This is a genomic window from Bradyrhizobium sp. CCGB01 (assembly GCF_024199795.1).
Classification (GTDB): domain Bacteria; phylum Pseudomonadota; class Alphaproteobacteria; order Rhizobiales; family Xanthobacteraceae; genus Bradyrhizobium.
On the sequence record NZ_JANADK010000001.1, the window covers coordinates 8,759,454 to 8,777,032 of the forward strand.

Genomic DNA, 17,579 nt, shown 5'->3' on the forward strand with positions numbered 1-17,579 from the left:
TCTCGCAGCCGACGTGCAGCCTGAATGGCAAAAGGCGGCGCGCAGATACATGCCATGAAGATGGGGGGGCGGCGGCAGGGCCGATGCCATGAACATGGCATGGACCGGCCATGGGCCCCCGCGAGATGGTCCGGCTCACCCGATCCCAGCGGGACCATTCACAATCCCAACGAGGTGCTTCATGAAAACTTCAGTTCTTGCCGCGCTGCTGCTCGCTGCCGCCACCCTGCCCGCCGCCGCGCAATCCGGTCCGACGCCGCAGGAGCAGATGGCCTGCCGCAGCGACGCCGGCAAATTCTGCGCCGAACATATCGGCAAGCCGCCGCAGATGAATGCCTGCCTGCGCGAGAACAAGACCAAGCTCTCGGACGCCTGCCGCAAGGTGGTGGAGTCGCACGGCGGGTGAGCAAGCCGTCATTCCGGGCTCGCGCCGTTGGCGCGTCCCGGAAAAATCGCGTCCGGCGCTAATGCGTCAGGCCGTAGACGTCGATGCGACCGTCATAGGTCGGGCGATAGATGCGGCCTTTCCAGACGATCGGACGGTTGAACTTGGGATGCATGAAGGCGTGCTCGGGCCCCCAATTCCCGCTGTCCCAGATCACCTGAAGCCGCTTGGAGCCATCCGGATTGGTGGCGAAATTCTGCGCGTCGTAGACCAGGAAGCGGCCCGGGCTGAGGATCATGTTGCTGTCCTGATAGGGCACCATCGCCACGACGATGCCATCAGTGCCGTTGTTCGCGGCAAGGGTGATGCTCCACCCCGGCATGCCGCCCGGCGGACGCGGCGATTGCGGCGAGGCGATCTCATTGCCTCCGGCGAGATAGGTCGTTTTCCCGTCGGCCGCGATCGACCAGGCCCGCAAGGCGCTGTTCTCGCCGCCGACGAAATGCATGGTGCCGTGGACGACCGACTGGAACAGCAACGGCGTACCATGCAGATGCCGCGTCGCGCCGCCGGGAAACAGATTCAGCTCCATCGGTGAGGCCGGCGCCGGCGGTACGCCAGGATCGAAATAGGTGTACAGGATCGGCGGCATGCGAAGCTTGTCGTAGTTCGCCGCGAAATGGCCGGCCACGAGTTCGCCCGGCTGCGTCTTGCCGAGCGCATTGGCATTGCCGGTGTAGAGGATGCCGTCCTTGCCGGCGGCTAGAATGGCATGGGCGGAGGCGACATAGACCGGACCGCCGGACCCGAAATCCTGGTCGCCCCACATCGATTTGTTCACCGCCTCCATGTGATGCGCCACGACCGGCGCGATCTGCGCATCAATTGCGGTGCGACTTGCGGTAACCGCGACATGCCGCATCTCGCGCGCATGGCGAGGCTTCAGCGGCATTCCCATGCGCCTGGCATGCGCGATCACGGAGGGCAGGTAAACGTTGGACGGCAACGCCGGTTCGTCATCGTCGTCATCCGCGCCGGCTGCCGCGACCGCGGCCGCGCCGATCCGGTTGGCGTCGGTCCATGGCGCCCACCACGACACGACCTCGAAATGGGCATGGTCTCCGGTGTGCAAGGCGAGCCGCACGATGCTCTCGCCGAAATCCCCATGCTGCGGTGAGAACGCTCCGTTGCCGGTGATGACGTAGATTGAACCGTCGGGCGCGACGGCCGGACCGGCCCCGCTGTGCCACAGCCCGCCGCCGGAGCCGGTGACGGTGGAGCACCACGACGCAGCGAGCCGCCAGGCCTGGACGTCGACCGCGAGCAGCCAGCCGCGCGCCGTCTTCGACGTCTCGGCGATCGTGCCGAAGGGAATCAGCACGTGGTTCTGCATCAGCGTTAAGGCGCTGCGCTGCTTGCGCTGGGCCGAGACGAATTTCTGCACCGGCAGTCCGTTCGGCGGCGTGTAGACCGCGCCCTCCAGGTTCAGGAGGCCGTACACCTTCGAGCCGTCGCGGATCCGCAGCGCGGCGAGGAAATGCTGTCCCCTGGCAGCGCTGCCGTCGTCGCTGATCCAGGCGCACGCATAGAGAATACCCGCCCCCTCGTCGATCACGGGCGTCGAGAGAATGCCCCAATGGATGTTGGTCAAGTGGCCGTCGATGGCCCTCGTTCCGACGATGGGACGTCCGAGGTTCGTCGCCCAGATCCTCTCGCCGGTCACAGCGTCGAATGCATAGACCCAATTGCCCATGCTGGCCTGGAAGATCAGGTCGCGGGTCTTGCCATCGGCGGTGTGGACGCCGCCGACTGCCAGCGGCTGGGCCTCGAGCCTGGGATCGTCGGGAATCGGAAGGCTGAAGAGTTTGACGATGCCCCTGGTGCGGACGGCGGTCGCCGTCAGCACCGTCTCGGAATTGTTCGCGCCGGTCCGGGCACGGTCGTAGCTGCGGGTCGTGACGGAGGCGACCATGGTCAGGCTCCCCAGGCGAGGAGGCTTCCGGCCGCAATCAGGCAAGCCGCGGCAAGCCGTCGTACGTCGTTCAAGCTTGCGCGCCAGCCGCTCGACACGACGGCTCCGCAGGCAAAGCCGAGGGCAGCCATGATCGCGCTCGACAGTGCGGCAGCGGCCGGTGCATCAGGTGTGTGCGACACGAAATTGTCGATCGCCAGCAGCGGGGGCAGCACATAGAGCCAGCCCGGCGCATTCAAAAGACGTTGCGCGATGGGATGACGCACCAGCAGCGATGCACCGCACGCGATCAACAGGATCGCAGCGAGCCCGCCCGCGACCGGCATGGCGACGCCGAGCGCGGAGCCCAGCGCATCGCAAACGCCGAACATCAAGACGAGTGGCATCACATGCCGTCGCGAAACGATGAATGCGAGCGCAAAGGCCGCGATGAGACTGTCCGCGGACGTCCACAACAAATGCAACGACATCGCGACCTCCAAAAGGTTTGCAATGCGAGACAAGTGAGATCAATCGAGAAGGCCGCGCCGCCATCCGCCTTCGACGGCAATTGCAGCGTGGTGAAGCCGAGATCCCGCGCATGTCGCACTGGAATCTCGATCAGCCGAGGTGCGTCGGCTCCGTCAACAGGCGCGCTGACGCTTTCGCCGTGCGGCCCGAACAAGCTCCAAGCGAACAGCACTACGCCCATGACGCGGCCTTTGGCTGGCTGCATCAATCATGCATTGAATGGAGATCGTCTGGAAGTTGAAATTCGAGGCAAGCGCGCCCGTAGAACGAACCGGCGCTCACGATCCCGTGCGCGACGGCGAGGAAGGGCGCTAATCGTCGTCAGGCCCGAACAGCCTCATCTGCGGGAAGCCGCCGCGCGGACGGCTGGCGACATCGCGCGCATCGGAATCTTCGCGGATGTTGCGTGCGACGTCGTCCCAATCGGTGCGGTCACGCATGCCGCGCGGCTCGCGGGAATCGTAGTGCCGGCGCTCGGCCCAGCGCTCGCGGCGCTCCATGCGGCGCCGTTCGGACGCGGCGCGCCTCACGTCGGAATCCCTGGCCTTGGCGTAGGCGTTGTCGGGTGAGGCTGGCTGTTCCGTCGAGGCCTGTTGCTCGGCAGGTTTTGCGACGTGCGGAAGCGATGCCGGTGCCGGCTTGGGCGGCTCCACCGCGGCCGCTTGCGAGGGTTGCGGCGCTGGCGGTTCAGCGTTCGCCTGGGTGGCCTGCGTATCGGGCCTTGCGGCTTCGGTCTTGGCTTCGGTCTTGGCTTCGGCCTGCGCCGGCGCGGCGATCATGGCGCCGAAGGCTTGCGAGCCGGTGAGATATTGCAGGCGCTCGGACGGCGCGTTCGTTGTCGCGGTTTTGGCGGCTTCAGCACGCTGCGCCATCTTGCTCGTGTCCGGTCCCTGCCTGGGCGAGACCGGATTCATGATATTGCCGGCGACAATGCCGCCGCCGAGACCAATGGCGATGGCCGCGATGATCGTTCCGGCACCGACGAAATAGGCTGTCGAGGCGCGCATTGGTCCACTCCCTCTTTGGAGCGGGCAACGCTTGTCGATTGCCGGATGTTCCTGATACCGGCGCGGTTCCCGGAGGAACTTCCGCGTCAGATCTGCTGCGCGACCTTCTCCAGCCCGATGATGCGGGCGAGCTTGCGCACTTCTTCCTTCTGATCCTCACGCAGCTGGAACAGGAGCGGCATCGCCGCCGACTTCAACTGCTGGACCTCGTCGCAATTCGGATCGATCGGCACGCCCGGAGCGTTCGGATTGGAGAGCTTGTTTGCCGAGATCTTGCGGACGACGTTGCGCAGCGCGGTCTCGACCGAGGGCCAATAATATTCCTGCGACGACGACAGTTTCAGGCGATCCCTGATGCCCGCGATCTGCACGTCGGAGAGCAGCGAATAGGATTTCTGCGGCTGCGGCTTGGCGACGACCTTCGGCTTGGCCGGAGCCTCGACCGCGGCAGGCGCTTCATGCGAAGTTGCCTTGGTCATCGGGAAATCGGAAGGCGTGGCGGCGGCAAAGGCCTGGCGCAGCGGCTCGGTCAGCACCGGCGCCTGCGAAAGCTTGTCCGCGGGCACCTGAACCGGCTCGATCGCGGCCGAAGCCAGCGCCAGCGTCGGAACCAGACGGTCGGCCTTGGCGGCGCGGTTGGTGGCGAGCGGCTTCGGCGGGGCCTGCGAGATCATCTCGGCGCTGACACTGGGCACGCTGTCGCGGCCGAGAATAGCGGTGGTGGCGGCGCCGAGGACGAGGAAACAGGTCAGCACAACGATGGTGATGGCTTTGGACAAACGTCTCTCCGCGCCCAACTTCAAGTCCACGTGATCAGTGCCCGGAAACTGGGCGGTAATTAAGGCTTAACGGTGCCGGCGTAGTGACAATCGCGCGGACTGCGGCGACATGACCCGGAAACCTGAAGAAAATCAGGCAGCTAGCGCCAGATCGTAGGCATCCTGGATGTCGGCGACGATCTCGGAGGCCTCCCAGACTGCGCGCGGCTCGACCGATTGCAGCGTCACCGTCCAGTTGCCGCCCCGGCGGGTGCGGGGAACGCTGACGATGTCGAAGCGCACGTTGCGGCACAGCGGGTGACGGGCCAGGGCATGGGCCACGCGGACCCGGATTTCGTCCAGCGTCGCGGCTGTCTTGCTGTTGAGAAAATCGAAGTCCATCGCCTGTCCCTCTCGGTCCTGATTGGCGGCCGTGAGGGGATTCTTGGCGGGCGTTGGTTAATCTGCCGTTAAATGAAGGGATTTGGAGGAGCGCTCGATTAACTGTGATCGGTGGCCCCCTCCGCATTTTTACGGGGAAAGCAGGAGACAACTTACCGGCCGCCCGCCTCGCGATATTCGGCGAGCGTCCGCGCAACGAGATCGTCCACCGCCATCACGTCGGTCACGCCCGACGTCGAGTGCCCCCCGCTCCAGATATCGCGCCAGCGCTTGGGGCGGTTCTCTCGCGCACCGACGTCGATGTCCTTGCCGATGTCGATCGCCCCGCGTGCCGGCAGATCGTCGGGATCGAGGCCGGCAGCCACGATCGACGGCTTCAGCATGCTGGTCTGCAATCCCGTGAACGCGGTGGTGAGCAGGATGTCGTCGGCATTGCTCCCGACCAGCATGTCCTTGTGGCGCTCGTCCGCCATGCTTTCGCGCGTCGCGATGAACTTCGTGCCCATGTAAGCGAGATCGCAGCCGAGCACTTCGGCCGCGTGCAGCGCGTGGCCGTCGCTGATGCCTCCGGCGAGCACGATGATGCCGTCAAAGAACGCACGCACCGCGCGGACGAAGGCGAACGGATTGAGCCAGCCGGTCTGCCCGCCTGCACCCGCGGTGAGCAGCACGAGCCCGTCGGCGCCGGCTTCCACCGCGCGCTGGGCGTGGCGGATCGAGGCCACGTCCGCCAGCACCAGCGCGCCGGCTTCATGCAGCGGCTTCAGCACCGGCGCGGGCGATCCGACCGAGGTGATGACGATCTCCGGCTTGTGTCGCAGCAGCACGGCGAGATCCTGCTCCAGCCGCGCGTTGGAGCGATGCACGATCAGGTTCGGACAGAGCGGCGCGGCCTTGCGGCCGGCTCGATCCTCATACTGCCGCAACCGCGTTTCGATCTCGGTGAGCCACGCATCGAGTTGTTCCGTGCTGCGGCAATTCACGGTGGGGAAGCTGCCGATCACACCGTTGCGGCAGGCCGCGACCATGAGCTCGACGCCCGACACCAGAAACATCGGCGCCGCGATCAAAGGCAGGCTGAGACGATCGCGGAAGTGTTGCAGTCGATCGGATGTCACCCAAGCCTCTCTTTCATCCAAGCCTTGCTTTCATCGAAGCCTTGCTTTCATCCAAGCCGCCCTATGCGGGCTTTGTCGTTCCATCCCGCATTCTCTGTGCTAGCGTTGCACGCAACATTGGCACGCCAGAAGCCGATGACAAAGCAACGAGGAAACAAATGTCCGATCCGCTCCACGCATCGCTCCCGGCTTGTGCGCAGACGCTACGCGCGCTGTCGCGCTATCCCGGCCGCACTGCTTTCGCCTGGCCCGGCGGATCGCTCAGCTATCAGGGCACCATCGACCTGATCGGACGCATCCAGGGCGTGTTCATACGGCTTGGACTGCAGCCCGGCGCGCGCGTCGCATTTCTCACCGCGAACCGCGCCGACACCTGGTGCGCAGGCGTCGCCGCGCAATTGTCCCGGCTTTGCATCACCTGGCTGCATCCTTTGGGATCGCGAGGAGACCAGCTCTTCCAACTCGAGGATTCCGAGGCCGAAATGCTGGTGGTCGATGCAGCCGCCTTCCGCGAGCGCGGCGGCGAGCTCGCCGCGCAGGCGGGCCGGCTCAAGGCAATCTTCACCATGGGACCGGCCGACTACGGCGTCGATCTGTTGCAGGCGATCGAGATCGAAGGCCATGCCAGTGCGCTGTGCCTCGCCCGCCCCGACGATCTCGCCACGCTGAACTACACCGGCGGCACGACCGGCAAATCCAAGGGCGCGCTGCGCTACCACCGCGAAAACAGCGGGGCCGCCGGCGCGATCCTCGCCGACTTCGAAATCCCGGAAGAAGCGCGCTATCTGACGGTCGCACCGATCAGCCACGTCGCGGGCACGAAAGTGCTCCCGACCCTGATGCGCGGCGGCACCGTGCACATGCTGAAGGGTTTCGATCCAGAGGCCGTGCTGGCGACCATCGCGCGCGAGCGCATCAACTTCACGCTGTTCGTGCCGACCATGATCTATGTGCTGCTCGATCATCCCGCGTTGGGCAAGACCGATCTCTCCTCGCTCGAGCTCGTGCTCTACGGTGCCTCCGCGATGTCGCCGAGCCGGCTGATCGAGGGCATCGAGCGGATCGGGCCGGTGTTCTCGCAGCTCTACGGCCAGACCGAATGCTATCCGGTCTCGGTGCTGCGCAAGGCGGATCATGATCCAAAGACGCCGGAGCTGTTCCTGTCCTGCGGCTTCCCGATCTCGGCCTGCGAGGTCAGGATCCTCGACGACAACGACCAGGAAGTGAGGACGGGCGACGCCGGCGAGATCTGCGTGCGCGCCCCGCATGTCATGGCCGAATACTGGAAGCGGCCTGACATCACCGCCGAGACGCTGAAGAATGGCTGGGTTCACACCGGCGACATCGCGCGCAAGGATGAGCGCGGCTACATGTTCATCCTCGACCGCAAGAAGGACATGATCGTCTCCGGCGGCTTCAACATTTTTCCGCGCGAGGTCGAGGACGTACTGTCGCAGCATGCGGACGTTGCGATGGTCGCGGTCGTCGGCATTCCCGACGAGAAATGGGGCGAAGCCGTCACCGCCATCGTCGTGCCGCGCGAGGGCGCGAAACCCGACGAAGACGAGCTGATCGATCTGGTGAAAAGGCGAAAAGGCTCGGCACATGCGCCGAAGCAGATCCAGTTCGTCAAGCAGCTGCCGATGACCGGCGTGGGCAAGGTCGACAAGAAGGTACTGCGCGCAGGCTTCTGGAGCGGACGCGACCGGATGGTGGGGTAGCCACCTCGATTTGCAACCTGTGGCACGCAGCGCCGCACGGCTTCCCGTATCCACCCCCCGGGGTTCTACGGTGTCGCTGTGGCCCGCGAACAACAGCGCGCAAGGGACTTTTCAGGCGCGCCGTCCGCGCAATTGCGGGCGAATCAACGAATCAACTAGACCGATAACGGGGCTGGGAAGCGGAGAGTAGAATGAGAGTCGCTTCCCTGGAAAGTGCAGTGGCCGCGGTCACGTTGATCACGGCTATCATCGTGGTGCTGTGGGAGATCAAGATCTTCTACGGTATGTGAACAGGCAGGATGCCGCGTCAAACAAGAGACTTCCGGACAGGAAGCTCGTGGCCAAGCGTCCCTTCCGCGGCGGCGGAAGCCTGCCGTTCAATCGGCCCAAGGAGCGATCGCGGCACCCGCCGTCACGCTCACCGCTTCTCGATCACCAGGCTCTGATGAACGTCGCGACACGCGACGCGGCACCCACACAACAGGTGTCATCGCCCGGCCTTGACCGGGCGATCCAGTATTCCAGAGACGGGAGTCATTGGATCGAGAGGCCGCGGCGTACTGGATGCCCCGGTCAAGCCGGGGCATGACAGCGAGAATGAGGCGAGCGTCCCGCCAAACTCACCGCGGCGTCGCGCCCCTCACCGCTTCTCGATCACCAGGCTCTGCACCGCGCGGCCAAAGTAGCCCTGCCTGTCCGCGAGCCGCGACATCGCGAGCCCGGCACCGTCGGGGCCGATCCAGGATTCGCCGTCGAGCAGAATCCACTCGCCGACCGGCTGGCGCGACAGGTTCACCGTGAGGTCGGCATTGATGTAGGTCCAGGCGCGGAAGTCGAGCGTCGAGGCGGTGCCGTTGGAAAAGTCGGCGGCGACCACGGCGCGCATCGCCTGGGAGACCGCCTCGCCTTCGATCAGCGGACTGTCGACGCGAAACCAGATCGCGCCGGCGCCGGCCTGACCGAAGCGACCGCGCGCGGCCCGCATCGAGACCGAGCGCACGAACGGGCTGGTGGCGGCGTGACCGTCCTCGACGAGGGAGTCCTCCGGCGACGGCAGCGCGACCGGGAGCTCCTCGACACCGTCCGGCAGCGTCAGCGCCTGCCGCTTGATCTTGAGAACGGTTGCACCGACGACCTGAACGCCGTCCGCGAGCAGCTTGATTTCGCAGAGCTGGATCTTGCGACCCTCGCGCAATACCTCGGTCACGATCGTCAGCGGCGCTACAGGGACCGGACGCATCAGATCGATGGTGACGCGCGCGATGTCCATCGGGACAGGCGTCGGAATCCGTTCGGCCGCCCACGTCACCAGCGAAGCCGGCGCCGAGCCGTGCTGCATGCGCCGGTCCCAGGGGCCGGCGGCATCAGGGCTGGTAACGACATTGTTGCCGTCGACGCGGTAGATGGCGGTCATCGTTTCTCCGTGGAGCACATTCGGAGCTTAGAAAAAAGTGTCGTCCCGGCGAACGCCGGGACCCATAACCACAGGAAGAAGTTGTTGCGCAAGCTGGCAACCGCGAGTCTTCATCGAACTACTTCCTGTGGCTAGCGACGAGCGCAGGCGCTCGCGCGGGGGTCCCGGATCGGCGCTCCGCTTCGCTGCGCTTGTCCGGGACGACGGCTACGAGAGCGATCACAACGGCGGATCGATCGCTTCGTCGTATTCCTTCTTGAAGCGCGCGATCAATTCGGCGGCGGGGACGATACCGTCGACGCTGCCGATGCCCTGGCCCGAACCCCAGATCTCCTTCCAGGCTTTCGGCTTGGCGCGCTCGCCGGAGGCATCCGTGCCGAAGTTCATCTTGGACGGATCGGACGTCGGCAGGTTTTCCGGGTCCATGCCGGCGGCGAGGATCGAAGGTTTCAGATAGTTACCGTGCACGCCGGTGAAGAGGTTGGAATAGACGATGTCGTCGGCCGTCGAGCCCGCGATCATCTCCTTGTAATTCTCGACCGCGTTGGCTTCCTTGGTGGCGATGAAGGCCGAGCCGATATAGGCGAAGTCGGCACCGAGGATGCGCGCGGCACGGATCGCCTTGCCGTTGCCGATGGCGCCCGACAGCGCGATCGGGCCGTCGAACCACTTTCGCGTCTCGGCGACGAAGGCCAGCGGCGAGATGGTGCCGGCATGGCCGCCGGCGCCGGCCGCGACCAGGATCAGGCCATCGGCGCCCTTCTCGATCGCCTTGTGAGCGAATTTCTGGTTGATCACGTCGTGGAAGACGATGCCGCCCCAGCCGTGCACGGCCTGATTGAGCTCCTCGCGCGCGCCGAGCGACGAGATGATCATCGGCACCTTGTACTTGGCGCAAAGCTGCATGTCGTGATCGAGCCGGTTGTTCGACTTGTGCACGATCTGGTTCACCGCGAACGGCGCCGACGGCTTGTCGGGATGGGCCCGGTCATAGGCCGCGAGCTCTTCGGTGATCCGCGCCAGCCATTCGTCGAGCAGCTCCGGCGGTCGCGCGTTCAGCGACGGAAACGAGCCGACCACACCGGCCTTGCACTGCGCGATCACGAGGTCGGGCACCGAGATGATGAAGAGCGGCGAACCGATCACGGGGATCGACAGGCGTCCCTTGAACAAGGCAGGCATGGACATTGCGGAACGATCCTCTATTGGCCGACAAATTGAAGGTTGGGGGCCATACCAACAAGGCAATCTTTCCACTGTCAAGTATTGCGTTTTGACGCCGGACCGGACGTCGTTACCGCAATTCCAACGCGCGGAATTCCTTCTCTGTCATTCCGGCGCGACGCGCAGCGCCGAGCCCGAATGACAGCGATCCTACCCGATCAAATCCGGATTGATCAGCCGCTCGAACGAAAACATCTCGTCCCATTTCTCCTGTGTCAGCAGCTTGCGCTCGACCACCACGATCTGGTGCAGCGACTTGCCGCTCTTGTAGCCCTCGCGCGCGATCTCGGCGCACTGCTTGTAGCCGAGCAGCGGCTTCAGCACCGTCACGATGCCGAGCGAGTTCAGCACCATGTTGCGGGTGTGCTCCTCGTTGGCGGTGATGCCGAGCACGCAGTTCTCGCGCAGGCTGTTGACCGCGCGCTCCATGGTGCGGATCGAGAAGAACAGCGCGAACGAGATCACCGGCTCCATCACGTTGAGCTGAAGCTGGCCGGCGCTCGCGGCCAACGTCACGGTGGTGTCGAGGCCGATGACGAGGAAGCTGGTCTGGTTGACGACCTCGGGGATCACGGGATTGACCTTGCCCGGCATGATCGACGAGCCCGGCTGGAGCTGCGGCAGGTTGATCTCGTTGAAGCCGGCGCGCGGGCCGGAGGCCAGCAGGCGGATGTCGTTGCAGATCTTCGTCAGCTTGCTCGCCGTGCGCTTGAGCACACCGGAGAGCTGCACATAGGCGCCGGTGTCGGAGGTCGCCTCGACGAGATCGCCGGCGAGGATGAAGTCGACGCCGGTCAGCGCGCTCAAATGCCGGACCGCGAGCTTGGGATAGCCGACCGCCGCGGTGACGGAGGTGCCGATCGCGGTGGCGCCGAGGTTGATCTCGCGCAGCAGCGCACGCGCCTCCGAGATGCGATCGACCTCCTCGCCGATCGTGGTGCCCCATCCCCGGAATTCGGCGCCGAGCGACATCGGCACCGCGTCCTGGAGATGCGTGCGGCCCATCTTCAGCACGCGGTCGAACTCGCGGCCCTTGGTGAAGAAGGCTTCCTGGAGCTGGCGCAGCGCGGTCATGTAGCTCTCGAGCCGCAGGATCAGCGCCAGCCGAAAGGCGGTCGGATAGGTGTCGTTGGTCGACTGGCCGTAGTTGACGTGATCGTTGGGGCTGACGTGCTGGTAGTCGCCCTTGCCGAAGCCGAGCGATTCCAGCGCGAGATTGGCGATCACCTCGTTGGCGTTCATGTTGGTGGAGGTGCCGGCGCCGCCCTGGATGAAGTCGGTGACGAACTGGTCCATCATGTCGCCGGCGATGACGCGGTCGCATCCGAGGATGATCGCGTCCGCCACCCTGGTGTCGATTGCGCCGAGATCACGGTTGGCCATGGCGGCGGCCTTCTTCACATAACCAAGCGCCTTCACGAAGTAAGGCTCCTGGTTCATCGGAATGCCGGTGATGTGGAAGTTCTCCTTCCCGCGGATGGTCTGGACGCCGTAGTAGATGTCGTCAGCGATCTCACGCTGTCCGAGGAAGTCCTGCTCAGTGCGGCTCATGGGCGCTCCTTTGCTGGCGCGACGTCCTCAGTTCTGGCACAGCGCGCTGGTGACGACGGTATCGGTGCGGCAGTCATCCGGTTTGCGCTGCCGGCCCGGGATCAGAACCTTGGCCGAGCATTTTTCCGCGGAATCGGCGTTCAGGCTCTTGCCTTCCTTGTAGCCCTTGCTCTGGCAGAGCTGGTCGGCGGCTTGCTTGCAATCGGGCGCGCCGTTCGACGAGGCGGGGCAGGCCACACGCCCCGACACCATGGTCGACGGCGTCGCCAGCCGCGACAGGTCGTTCATGGTCTCGCTCGGGCTTTTGATCGGCGGCAGGATCGAGGGCAGCTTGTCGAACAGCTTGCCCATTTCGTTGATCAGCCCGGGATTTTCCGGCGCGGGAGTCGAGGGCGGCGGCGCGGTCTGCGGTCCCTGCTCCTGCAATCCAAGCGCCGGCGGCGCGGATTGCGGCCATCCGGTCCCGCCAGCACCGAGCAGGAGCCAAAGCACCGCAAATGTCAGCGTCCCCAGTCGCAGGACCGGATTGCCGGATCGAACCATCATGACCGCAACCGTACCCGAACCCGCCGCAGCATCAAAGCGCGGGAGTCTAGATCAGCTTGACCGCCACCACGAAGCCGAGCACCAGCACGACGGCGCCGAGCGTGACCCACAGGCCGAGATGCTCCTCGAGCTTGTGCCGGATCCAATCGCCGTAACGGTTGAGCAGGATCGCCACGATGAAGAAGCGTCCGCCGCGCGCGACGATCGAGCACAGGATGAACAGGATGAGATTGTAGCCAGCAAAGCCCGAGGTGATGGTGACGAGCTTGTAGGGGATCGGCGTCAGACCCTTGAGCAGGATGATCACCGCGCCCCACTCGGCATAGGAGGCGCGGAAAGCGTCGACCTTGTCGCCGAGGCCATAGACCTGGATCAGCCAGTGGCCGACCGAGTCGAACAGCAGCGCCCCGATGGCGTAGCCAAGGACGCCACCGAGCACCGAGGTGACGGTGCAGATCGCCGCATAGACCCAGGCGCGCTGCGGGCGCGCCAGCGACATCGGGATCAGCATCACGTCCGGCGGGACCGGAAAGAACGAGCTTTCCGCGAAAGACACGGCTCCCATGATCCAGAGCGCGTAGGGCTTGTGGGCGGCGTCGATGCACCAATCGTAGATACGTTTCAGCATGGCGCCGCGATGAAGCACCCTGGGACGGATTTGTCCATCGCGAGTTTGTGACGTTTTAGCGTGATCCGGAAAAGTGTGTCGCGGTATTCCGAAAAGATCCCGCTCAAACAATAACCTAAAGCGCGATGACGCTTCGTTCCAATGTCATCGCGCTTTAGTGGCGCTTGCGCGCGACGCGCCCTTCCAGCGCGACAATTGGCCGCCTGGCGGCAACACGCGGTGACGCAACTTTGGGCAGTTTCATCTCCGACTTCGGCAGCTTCTCGGCAATGCCGAGCATGTCTTCCCGCCGCGACATCTCGCGCCAGACGTCTTCAGGGCGCACGCCGGCTGAAGCCCAGAGCACAGTGAGATTGTAGAGCAGATCGGCGCTTTCCCGGACCACGGCCTCGCTGTCGCCGTTGACCGCATCGATCACGACTTCGATGGCCTCTTCGGCCAGCTTCTTCGCCATTTTGGAGGGGCCACGCTGAAACAGCCGGGCCGTACGAGATGTTGCCGGATCAAGATCCTTGGCCGCGAGCACAGCCAGATATAGCCGCTCAAGCGAATCACTCATGTACTGGAAACTACTCTAAACCAATGGAGAGCGCGTTAACGTTCGATAGTAAAAGCAAAAAACCGGCCGCCGCGGCAAGCGCGACGGCCAGTTATGGTCAAGACTTGCTAGCCAAAGCTAGTAGCAGTTCTGGGCGTAGCCCTGGCCGCAGAGCTCGGAGGGAGCCGAGCCGCCATAGCGCTGATACTGATAGTTCGGGCCCGGACCGTAATAGGGACCGTAGGCGGGGGCGCTATAATAGACAGGGCCACCGTAATAGCCGTAGCCCGGCCCCGGGCCGTAATCATAGGCGTAGGCGTCACGGGTCGCGGCGATCGCAAGGCCAGTGCCGATGGCGCCGGCAATGGCGGCGCCGGCGAAGGCTGCCCCGCCGCCGCCATGCCAGTGGCGGCCGCCTGCGTAAGAGGCAGTCGGGGCGACCGCAGTCAGCGCCACCACGGCGGCCGTGGCAAGGACGGCCTTACGGCCCGCAAATCTGGAAAATCTGTCAAACATGTCCTGGACCCTCCTTGGGACCTCGAATGGTGCCTGACGACAGGCTCATGTCTTTCAAACACCCGCATCCCATGTTGGGTTCCCCAACCCCAACACAAGCTGAACGGGGTTGCGTAATCATGCCGCAACCGCCGCTCATCCGCCGTTCATGTTGGCACGGACACAGTCGCCGCCAGCCGGCGCTCCGAGCGTCACCACACCAAACAATGCGGGACCGGCGCGACTGATGTTCGCATTCAAGACAATCGCCCTTCGCGGCCTGCTGGCCCTTGCAATCTCGCTCGCCGCGCTGACTGCACGCGATGCCGGAGCGGCCGAGACCGCCGCGCCCTCCATTGCGATTCACTTCACCTTCGACCGCCCAATCGACGCGAGCATGGCGCCGTTCTTCATTGCCGCAAAGGACGGCAATTTCGGCGCCGAGCGTCTCAACGTCTCCTTCAACAGCGCGGCCGGATCGCCCGACGCGCTCGCACGCGTCGCCAAAGGCGACAGCGAGCTCGCGCTCGTCGACATCAACGAGCTGATGCGTTTTCGCGACAAGGACGATGCCGCGCAAATCAAGGCGGTGTTCGTGCTGTTCAACCGCGCGCCCTATGCAATCGTTGCGCGCCGGAGCCGCGGCATCCACTTGCTGCCCGATCTCGACGGCAAGACCGTCGGCGTTGCCGACGGCGATCTGTCGATGCGGCTGTGGCCGGCGCTCGCGCAGCAGAACGGCATCAACTCGTCGCATGTGAAATTCCACAAGATCAGTGCTGCGGTCCGCGAGCCGCTCCTCTCCGCGGGCCAGGTCGATGCGGTCGCGGGCTTCAGCTATCTCTCGGCGGTGAACCTGCGCGACCGCGGCGTGCCCGGTGGCGACCTCGTGGTACTCCGCTATGCCGACTATGGCTGCGAGGCCTACGGCTTCGCCGTGGTAGCCAACCCCGCTTTCGCCGCCGCGAAGCCCGACGCAGTGAAGGGATTCGTCCGCGCATTGATCGCCGGCGTCAACGCGTCCGTCAAAGAGCCGGCGCGCGCGGCGGGCGAGGCCGCGAGCCGGATCGACGACGGCGACCGCGACCTCGAGCTGGAACGCCTGCGCAGCACGCTCATCGACAACATCCTGACCGAAGAGGTCAAGCGCAACGGCCTCGGCGGCATCGACCCGGCGCGCCTGGAGCGCTCGATCGATCAGCTCGCGCAGGACTTCAAATTCCGCAAACGGCCCGCGGCCGGCGAAATCTTCGACGACCGGTTCCTGCCGCCGGTCGCGGGGCGGCTGATCAACTGAGCAAAACCGACAGCTTCCGCTGTATCTCGCGGGCGACCCTGCTTAGAATACGGGCTCACCTTTGACTCAAGAGCCCGAGTTCTTCGCCCGCATGCCCATCCTCCGCCTCTACACCCGCGTTCTCGAACTGCTCGGCAAGGAGGCGCGGCTGGGCTGGTTGCTGGCGTTTGCCAATCTCCTGCTGGCCGCCTCGCAATTCGCGGAACCCGTGCTGTTCGGCCGGATCGTCGACGTGCTCTCCGGCAAGACGGTCGCCGGATCGAACTCGGCCTGGCCGTTCCTGATGGCCTGGGTGGCGTTCGGGCTGTTCACCATCGTCTGCAGCGCGCTCGTGGCGCTGCAGGCCGACCGGCTCTCCCACCGCCAGCGCCAGGCGGTGCTGACCGACTATTTCGAGCACATCCTGCAACTGCCGCTGACCTTCCATTCCGGCACCCATTCGGGCCGGCTGATGAAGGTGATGCTCAACGGCACCGATGCGCTATGGCGGCTCTGGCTCGGCTTCTTCCGCGAGCACTTTGCCGCGATCCTGTCGGTCGTGGTGCTGCTGCCGCTGTCGCTCTACCTGAACTGGCGGCTCGCGATCCTGCTGTTCGTGCTCTGCATCGTCTTCACGGCGCTGACGACCTTCGTCGTGCGCAGGACCTTCGGCATGCAGATGGAGGTCGAGGAGCACTACAGCGAGCTCTCCGCGCGCGCCTCCGACGCGCTCGGCAACGTCGCGCTGGTGCAGAGCTTTGTCCGTGTCGAATCCGAGGTGAAGGGACTGCGTTCCGTCGCCGACGATCTGCTGGCCGCGCAGATGCCGGTGCTGTCATGGTGGGCGCTCGTCACCGTCATCACCCGCGCCTCCACCACCATCACGGTGCTCGCGATCTTCTCGCTCGGCATCGCGTTGCACGACCAGGGGCTCACCACCGTCGGCGAGATCGTGATGTTCGTGAGCTTCGCGACCATGCTGATCCAGAAGCTCGAGCAGGTCGTCAGCTTCATCAACAACGTGTTCATGGAAGCCCCGCGCCTGCGCGAATTCTTCAACGTGCTCGATGCGGTGCCCGCGGTGCACGACCGCCCCGACGCAATCGATGCGGGGCGGCTCTCCGGCCTCGTCGAATTCAACGACGTCACCTTCTCCTATGACGGCAAGCGCCCGGCGATCGAGGACCTCTCCTTCACCGCGCTGCCCGGCCAGACCATCGCGCTGGTCGGCCCGACCGGCGCCGGCAAGTCGACCGCGATCGCGCTGTTGCATCGCGCCTTCGATCCGCAATCCGGCTTCATCAGGATCGACGGCATGGATGTGCGCGGCGTGACGCTGACGTCGCTGCGGCGGAACATCGGCGTGGTGTTCCAGGAAGCGCTGCTGTTCAACCGCTCGATCGAGGAAAATCTGCGCGTCGGCAAACCGGATGCGACCGAGGCCGAGATGCGCAAGGCCGCCGAGCGCGCGCAGGCGCTCGAATTCATCGAACGCAGCGGCGGCTTCGCGACCAATGCCGGCGAGCGCGGCCGCATGCTCTCCGGCGGCGAGCGCCAGCGGCTGTCGATCGCCCGCGCGCTGCTGAAGGATCCGCCGATCCTGATCCTGGACGAGGCCACCAGTGCACTCGACGCCGTCACCGAGGCCAAGGTGAACGCCGCTCTCGACGAAGTGATGAAGGGACGCACCACGTTCGTGATCGCCCACCGCCTCTCCACCATCCGCAATGCCACGCGGATCCTGGTGTTCGAGAACGGCCGCGTGATCGAAAGCGGAACTTTCGATGAACTCGTGGCCAAAGGCGGCCATTTCGCCGAGCTCGCCAGGGCCCAGTTCATGGTTCATGAGAATACACGGGCCAGCGTGACGGCCGCTGAGGCTGCCGCGACTGCGGCCAAATCCCCCTAGCAAGTCCCCGCAGCACCGTCGAAATTCGGCCTATTTCATTGCGGAATACCGCACCGAAGCCCCTATTCTCGACGCAACAGCCGGTATAGGTTTGCGACGCCGCAAGCGGCGGCGCCGGATTTCAG

General features: G+C 65.0%; 17 protein-coding genes. 4 read left to right on the top strand and 13 right to left on the bottom strand.

Annotated features, from left to right (window positions below; genetic code table 11):
* Positions 1–181 precede the first annotated feature (181 nt).
* Positions 182–406: a cysteine rich repeat-containing protein gene (locus NLM25_RS41245; protein ID WP_254123620.1), complete on the top strand. Its 225-nt coding sequence runs from the start codon at positions 182–184 to the stop codon at positions 404–406.
* A gap of 58 nt (positions 407–464) precedes the next feature.
* Here NLM25_RS41245 and NLM25_RS41250 read toward each other — a convergent pair whose 3' ends face one another.
* The 6 genes from NLM25_RS41250 to NLM25_RS41275 all read right to left on the bottom strand — a co-directional run bounded on the left by NLM25_RS41250 (position 465) and on the right by NLM25_RS41275 (position 6,152).
* The gene (locus NLM25_RS41250) at positions 465–2,357 is read right to left on the bottom strand and encodes a PQQ-like beta-propeller repeat protein (RefSeq protein ID WP_254140722.1); all 1,893 of its coding nucleotides are present in this window, start codon (positions 2,355–2,357) and stop codon (positions 465–467) included.
* Between the two features lie 2 nt (positions 2,358–2,359).
* Complete coding sequence (locus NLM25_RS41255) at positions 2,360–2,827, bottom strand: hypothetical protein (RefSeq protein WP_254140723.1); 468 nt, start codon at positions 2,825–2,827, stop codon at positions 2,360–2,362.
* Between the two features lie 351 nt (positions 2,828–3,178).
* On the bottom strand, positions 3,179–3,874 hold the full coding sequence (locus NLM25_RS41260) for a hypothetical protein (RefSeq protein ID WP_254140724.1): 696 nt from the start codon (positions 3,872–3,874) through the stop codon (positions 3,179–3,181).
* Positions 3,875–3,960: 86 nt separating this feature from the next.
* Positions 3,961–4,653, bottom strand: coding sequence for a hypothetical protein (locus NLM25_RS41265; RefSeq protein ID WP_254140725.1), 693 nt, complete (start codon positions 4,651–4,653; stop codon positions 3,961–3,963).
* Positions 4,654–4,785: 132 nt separating this feature from the next.
* Positions 4,786–5,034 carry a hypothetical protein gene (locus NLM25_RS41270; protein ID WP_014491549.1) on the bottom strand — a complete coding sequence of 83 codons (249 nt, stop codon included), beginning with the start codon at positions 5,032–5,034 and terminating at the stop codon, positions 4,786–4,788.
* A gap of 152 nt (positions 5,035–5,186) precedes the next feature.
* Positions 5,187–6,152, bottom strand: a complete 966-nt coding sequence (locus NLM25_RS41275; protein WP_254140726.1) for a nitronate monooxygenase family protein — start codon at positions 6,150–6,152, stop codon at positions 5,187–5,189.
* Positions 6,153–6,310: 158 nt separating this feature from the next.
* Between NLM25_RS41275 and NLM25_RS41280 the strand changes: the two genes are divergently transcribed.
* Positions 6,311–7,873, top strand: a complete 1,563-nt coding sequence (locus NLM25_RS41280) for an AMP-binding protein (RefSeq protein ID WP_254140727.1) — start codon at positions 6,311–6,313, stop codon at positions 7,871–7,873.
* Between the two features lie 640 nt (positions 7,874–8,513).
* Here the strand turns inward: NLM25_RS41280 and NLM25_RS41285 are convergent.
* The 7 genes from NLM25_RS41285 to NLM25_RS41315 all read right to left on the bottom strand — a co-directional run bounded on the left by NLM25_RS41285 (position 8,514) and on the right by NLM25_RS41315 (position 14,290).
* The gene (locus NLM25_RS41285) at positions 8,514–9,287 is read right to left on the bottom strand and encodes a thioesterase family protein (protein ID WP_254140728.1); all 774 of its coding nucleotides are present in this window, start codon (positions 9,285–9,287) and stop codon (positions 8,514–8,516) included.
* Positions 9,288–9,506: 219 nt separating this feature from the next.
* The gene (locus NLM25_RS41290; RefSeq protein WP_254140729.1) at positions 9,507–10,475 is read right to left on the bottom strand and encodes a nitronate monooxygenase family protein; all 969 of its coding nucleotides are present in this window, start codon (positions 10,473–10,475) and stop codon (positions 9,507–9,509) included.
* Positions 10,476–10,661: 186 nt separating this feature from the next.
* Positions 10,662–12,062 (bottom strand): aspartate ammonia-lyase, encoded by a 1,401-nt coding sequence (locus tag NLM25_RS41295; RefSeq protein ID WP_254140730.1) that lies wholly within the window; start codon positions 12,060–12,062, stop codon positions 10,662–10,664.
* Between the two features lie 27 nt (positions 12,063–12,089).
* On the bottom strand, positions 12,090–12,608 hold the full coding sequence (locus tag NLM25_RS41300; RefSeq protein ID WP_254123636.1) for a hypothetical protein: 519 nt from the start codon (positions 12,606–12,608) through the stop codon (positions 12,090–12,092).
* Positions 12,609–12,654: 46 nt separating this feature from the next.
* Positions 12,655–13,236, bottom strand: a complete 582-nt coding sequence (locus NLM25_RS41305; protein WP_254140731.1) for a YqaA family protein — start codon at positions 13,234–13,236, stop codon at positions 12,655–12,657.
* 154 nt (positions 13,237–13,390) lie between these two features.
* Complete coding sequence (gene hisE, locus NLM25_RS41310; protein WP_254123639.1) at positions 13,391–13,795, bottom strand: phosphoribosyl-ATP diphosphatase; 405 nt, start codon at positions 13,793–13,795, stop codon at positions 13,391–13,393.
* 117 nt (positions 13,796–13,912) lie between these two features.
* On the bottom strand, positions 13,913–14,290 hold the full coding sequence (locus NLM25_RS41315) for a hypothetical protein (protein ID WP_254123641.1): 378 nt from the start codon (positions 14,288–14,290) through the stop codon (positions 13,913–13,915).
* Positions 14,291–14,516: 226 nt separating this feature from the next.
* Here NLM25_RS41315 and NLM25_RS41320 point away from each other — a divergent pair, with 226 nt between their 5' ends.
* Entirely contained in the window at positions 14,517–15,566 is a 1,050-nt protein-coding gene (locus NLM25_RS41320) for an ABC transporter substrate-binding protein (protein ID WP_254140732.1), read from the top strand.
* A 91-nt stretch (positions 15,567–15,657) separates the two neighbouring features.
* The gene (locus NLM25_RS41325) at positions 15,658–17,454 is read left to right on the top strand and encodes a glucan ABC transporter ATP-binding protein/ permease (protein ID WP_254123643.1); all 1,797 of its coding nucleotides are present in this window, start codon (positions 15,658–15,660) and stop codon (positions 17,452–17,454) included.
* Positions 17,455–17,579 lie beyond the last annotated feature (125 nt).

Excerpts from the sequence above, each read along its gene's own strand:
- NLM25_RS41245 (WP_254123620.1), top strand. The coding sequence starts at position 182 with ATGAAAACTTCAGTTCTTGCCGCGCTGCTGCTCGCTGCCGCCACCCTG.
- NLM25_RS41250 (WP_254140722.1), bottom strand. The coding sequence starts at position 2,357 with ATGGTCGCCTCCGTCACGACCCGCAGCTACGACCGTGCCCGGACCGGC.
- NLM25_RS41255 (WP_254140723.1), bottom strand. The coding sequence starts at position 2,827 with ATGTCGTTGCATTTGTTGTGGACGTCCGCGGACAGTCTCATCGCGGCC.
- NLM25_RS41260 (WP_254140724.1), bottom strand. The coding sequence starts at position 3,874 with ATGCGCGCCTCGACAGCCTATTTCGTCGGTGCCGGAACGATCATCGCG.
- NLM25_RS41270 (WP_014491549.1), bottom strand. The coding sequence starts at position 5,034 with ATGGACTTCGATTTTCTCAACAGCAAGACAGCCGCGACGCTGGACGAA.
- NLM25_RS41280 (WP_254140727.1), top strand. The coding sequence starts at position 6,311 with ATGTCCGATCCGCTCCACGCATCGCTCCCGGCTTGTGCGCAGACGCTA.
- NLM25_RS41285 (WP_254140728.1), bottom strand. The coding sequence starts at position 9,287 with ATGACCGCCATCTACCGCGTCGACGGCAACAATGTCGTTACCAGCCCT.
- NLM25_RS41290 (WP_254140729.1), bottom strand. The coding sequence starts at position 10,475 with ATGTCCATGCCTGCCTTGTTCAAGGGACGCCTGTCGATCCCCGTGATC.
- NLM25_RS41295 (WP_254140730.1), bottom strand. The coding sequence starts at position 12,062 with ATGAGCCGCACTGAGCAGGACTTCCTCGGACAGCGTGAGATCGCTGAC.
- NLM25_RS41300 (WP_254123636.1), bottom strand. The coding sequence starts at position 12,608 with ATGATGGTTCGATCCGGCAATCCGGTCCTGCGACTGGGGACGCTGACA.
- NLM25_RS41305 (WP_254140731.1), bottom strand. The coding sequence starts at position 13,236 with ATGCTGAAACGTATCTACGATTGGTGCATCGACGCCGCCCACAAGCCC.
- hisE (WP_254123639.1), bottom strand. The coding sequence starts at position 13,795 with ATGAGTGATTCGCTTGAGCGGCTATATCTGGCTGTGCTCGCGGCCAAG.
- NLM25_RS41315 (WP_254123641.1), bottom strand. The coding sequence starts at position 14,290 with ATGTTTGACAGATTTTCCAGATTTGCGGGCCGTAAGGCCGTCCTTGCC.
- NLM25_RS41320 (WP_254140732.1), top strand. The coding sequence starts at position 14,517 with ATGTTCGCATTCAAGACAATCGCCCTTCGCGGCCTGCTGGCCCTTGCA.
- NLM25_RS41325 (WP_254123643.1), top strand. The coding sequence starts at position 15,658 with ATGCCCATCCTCCGCCTCTACACCCGCGTTCTCGAACTGCTCGGCAAG.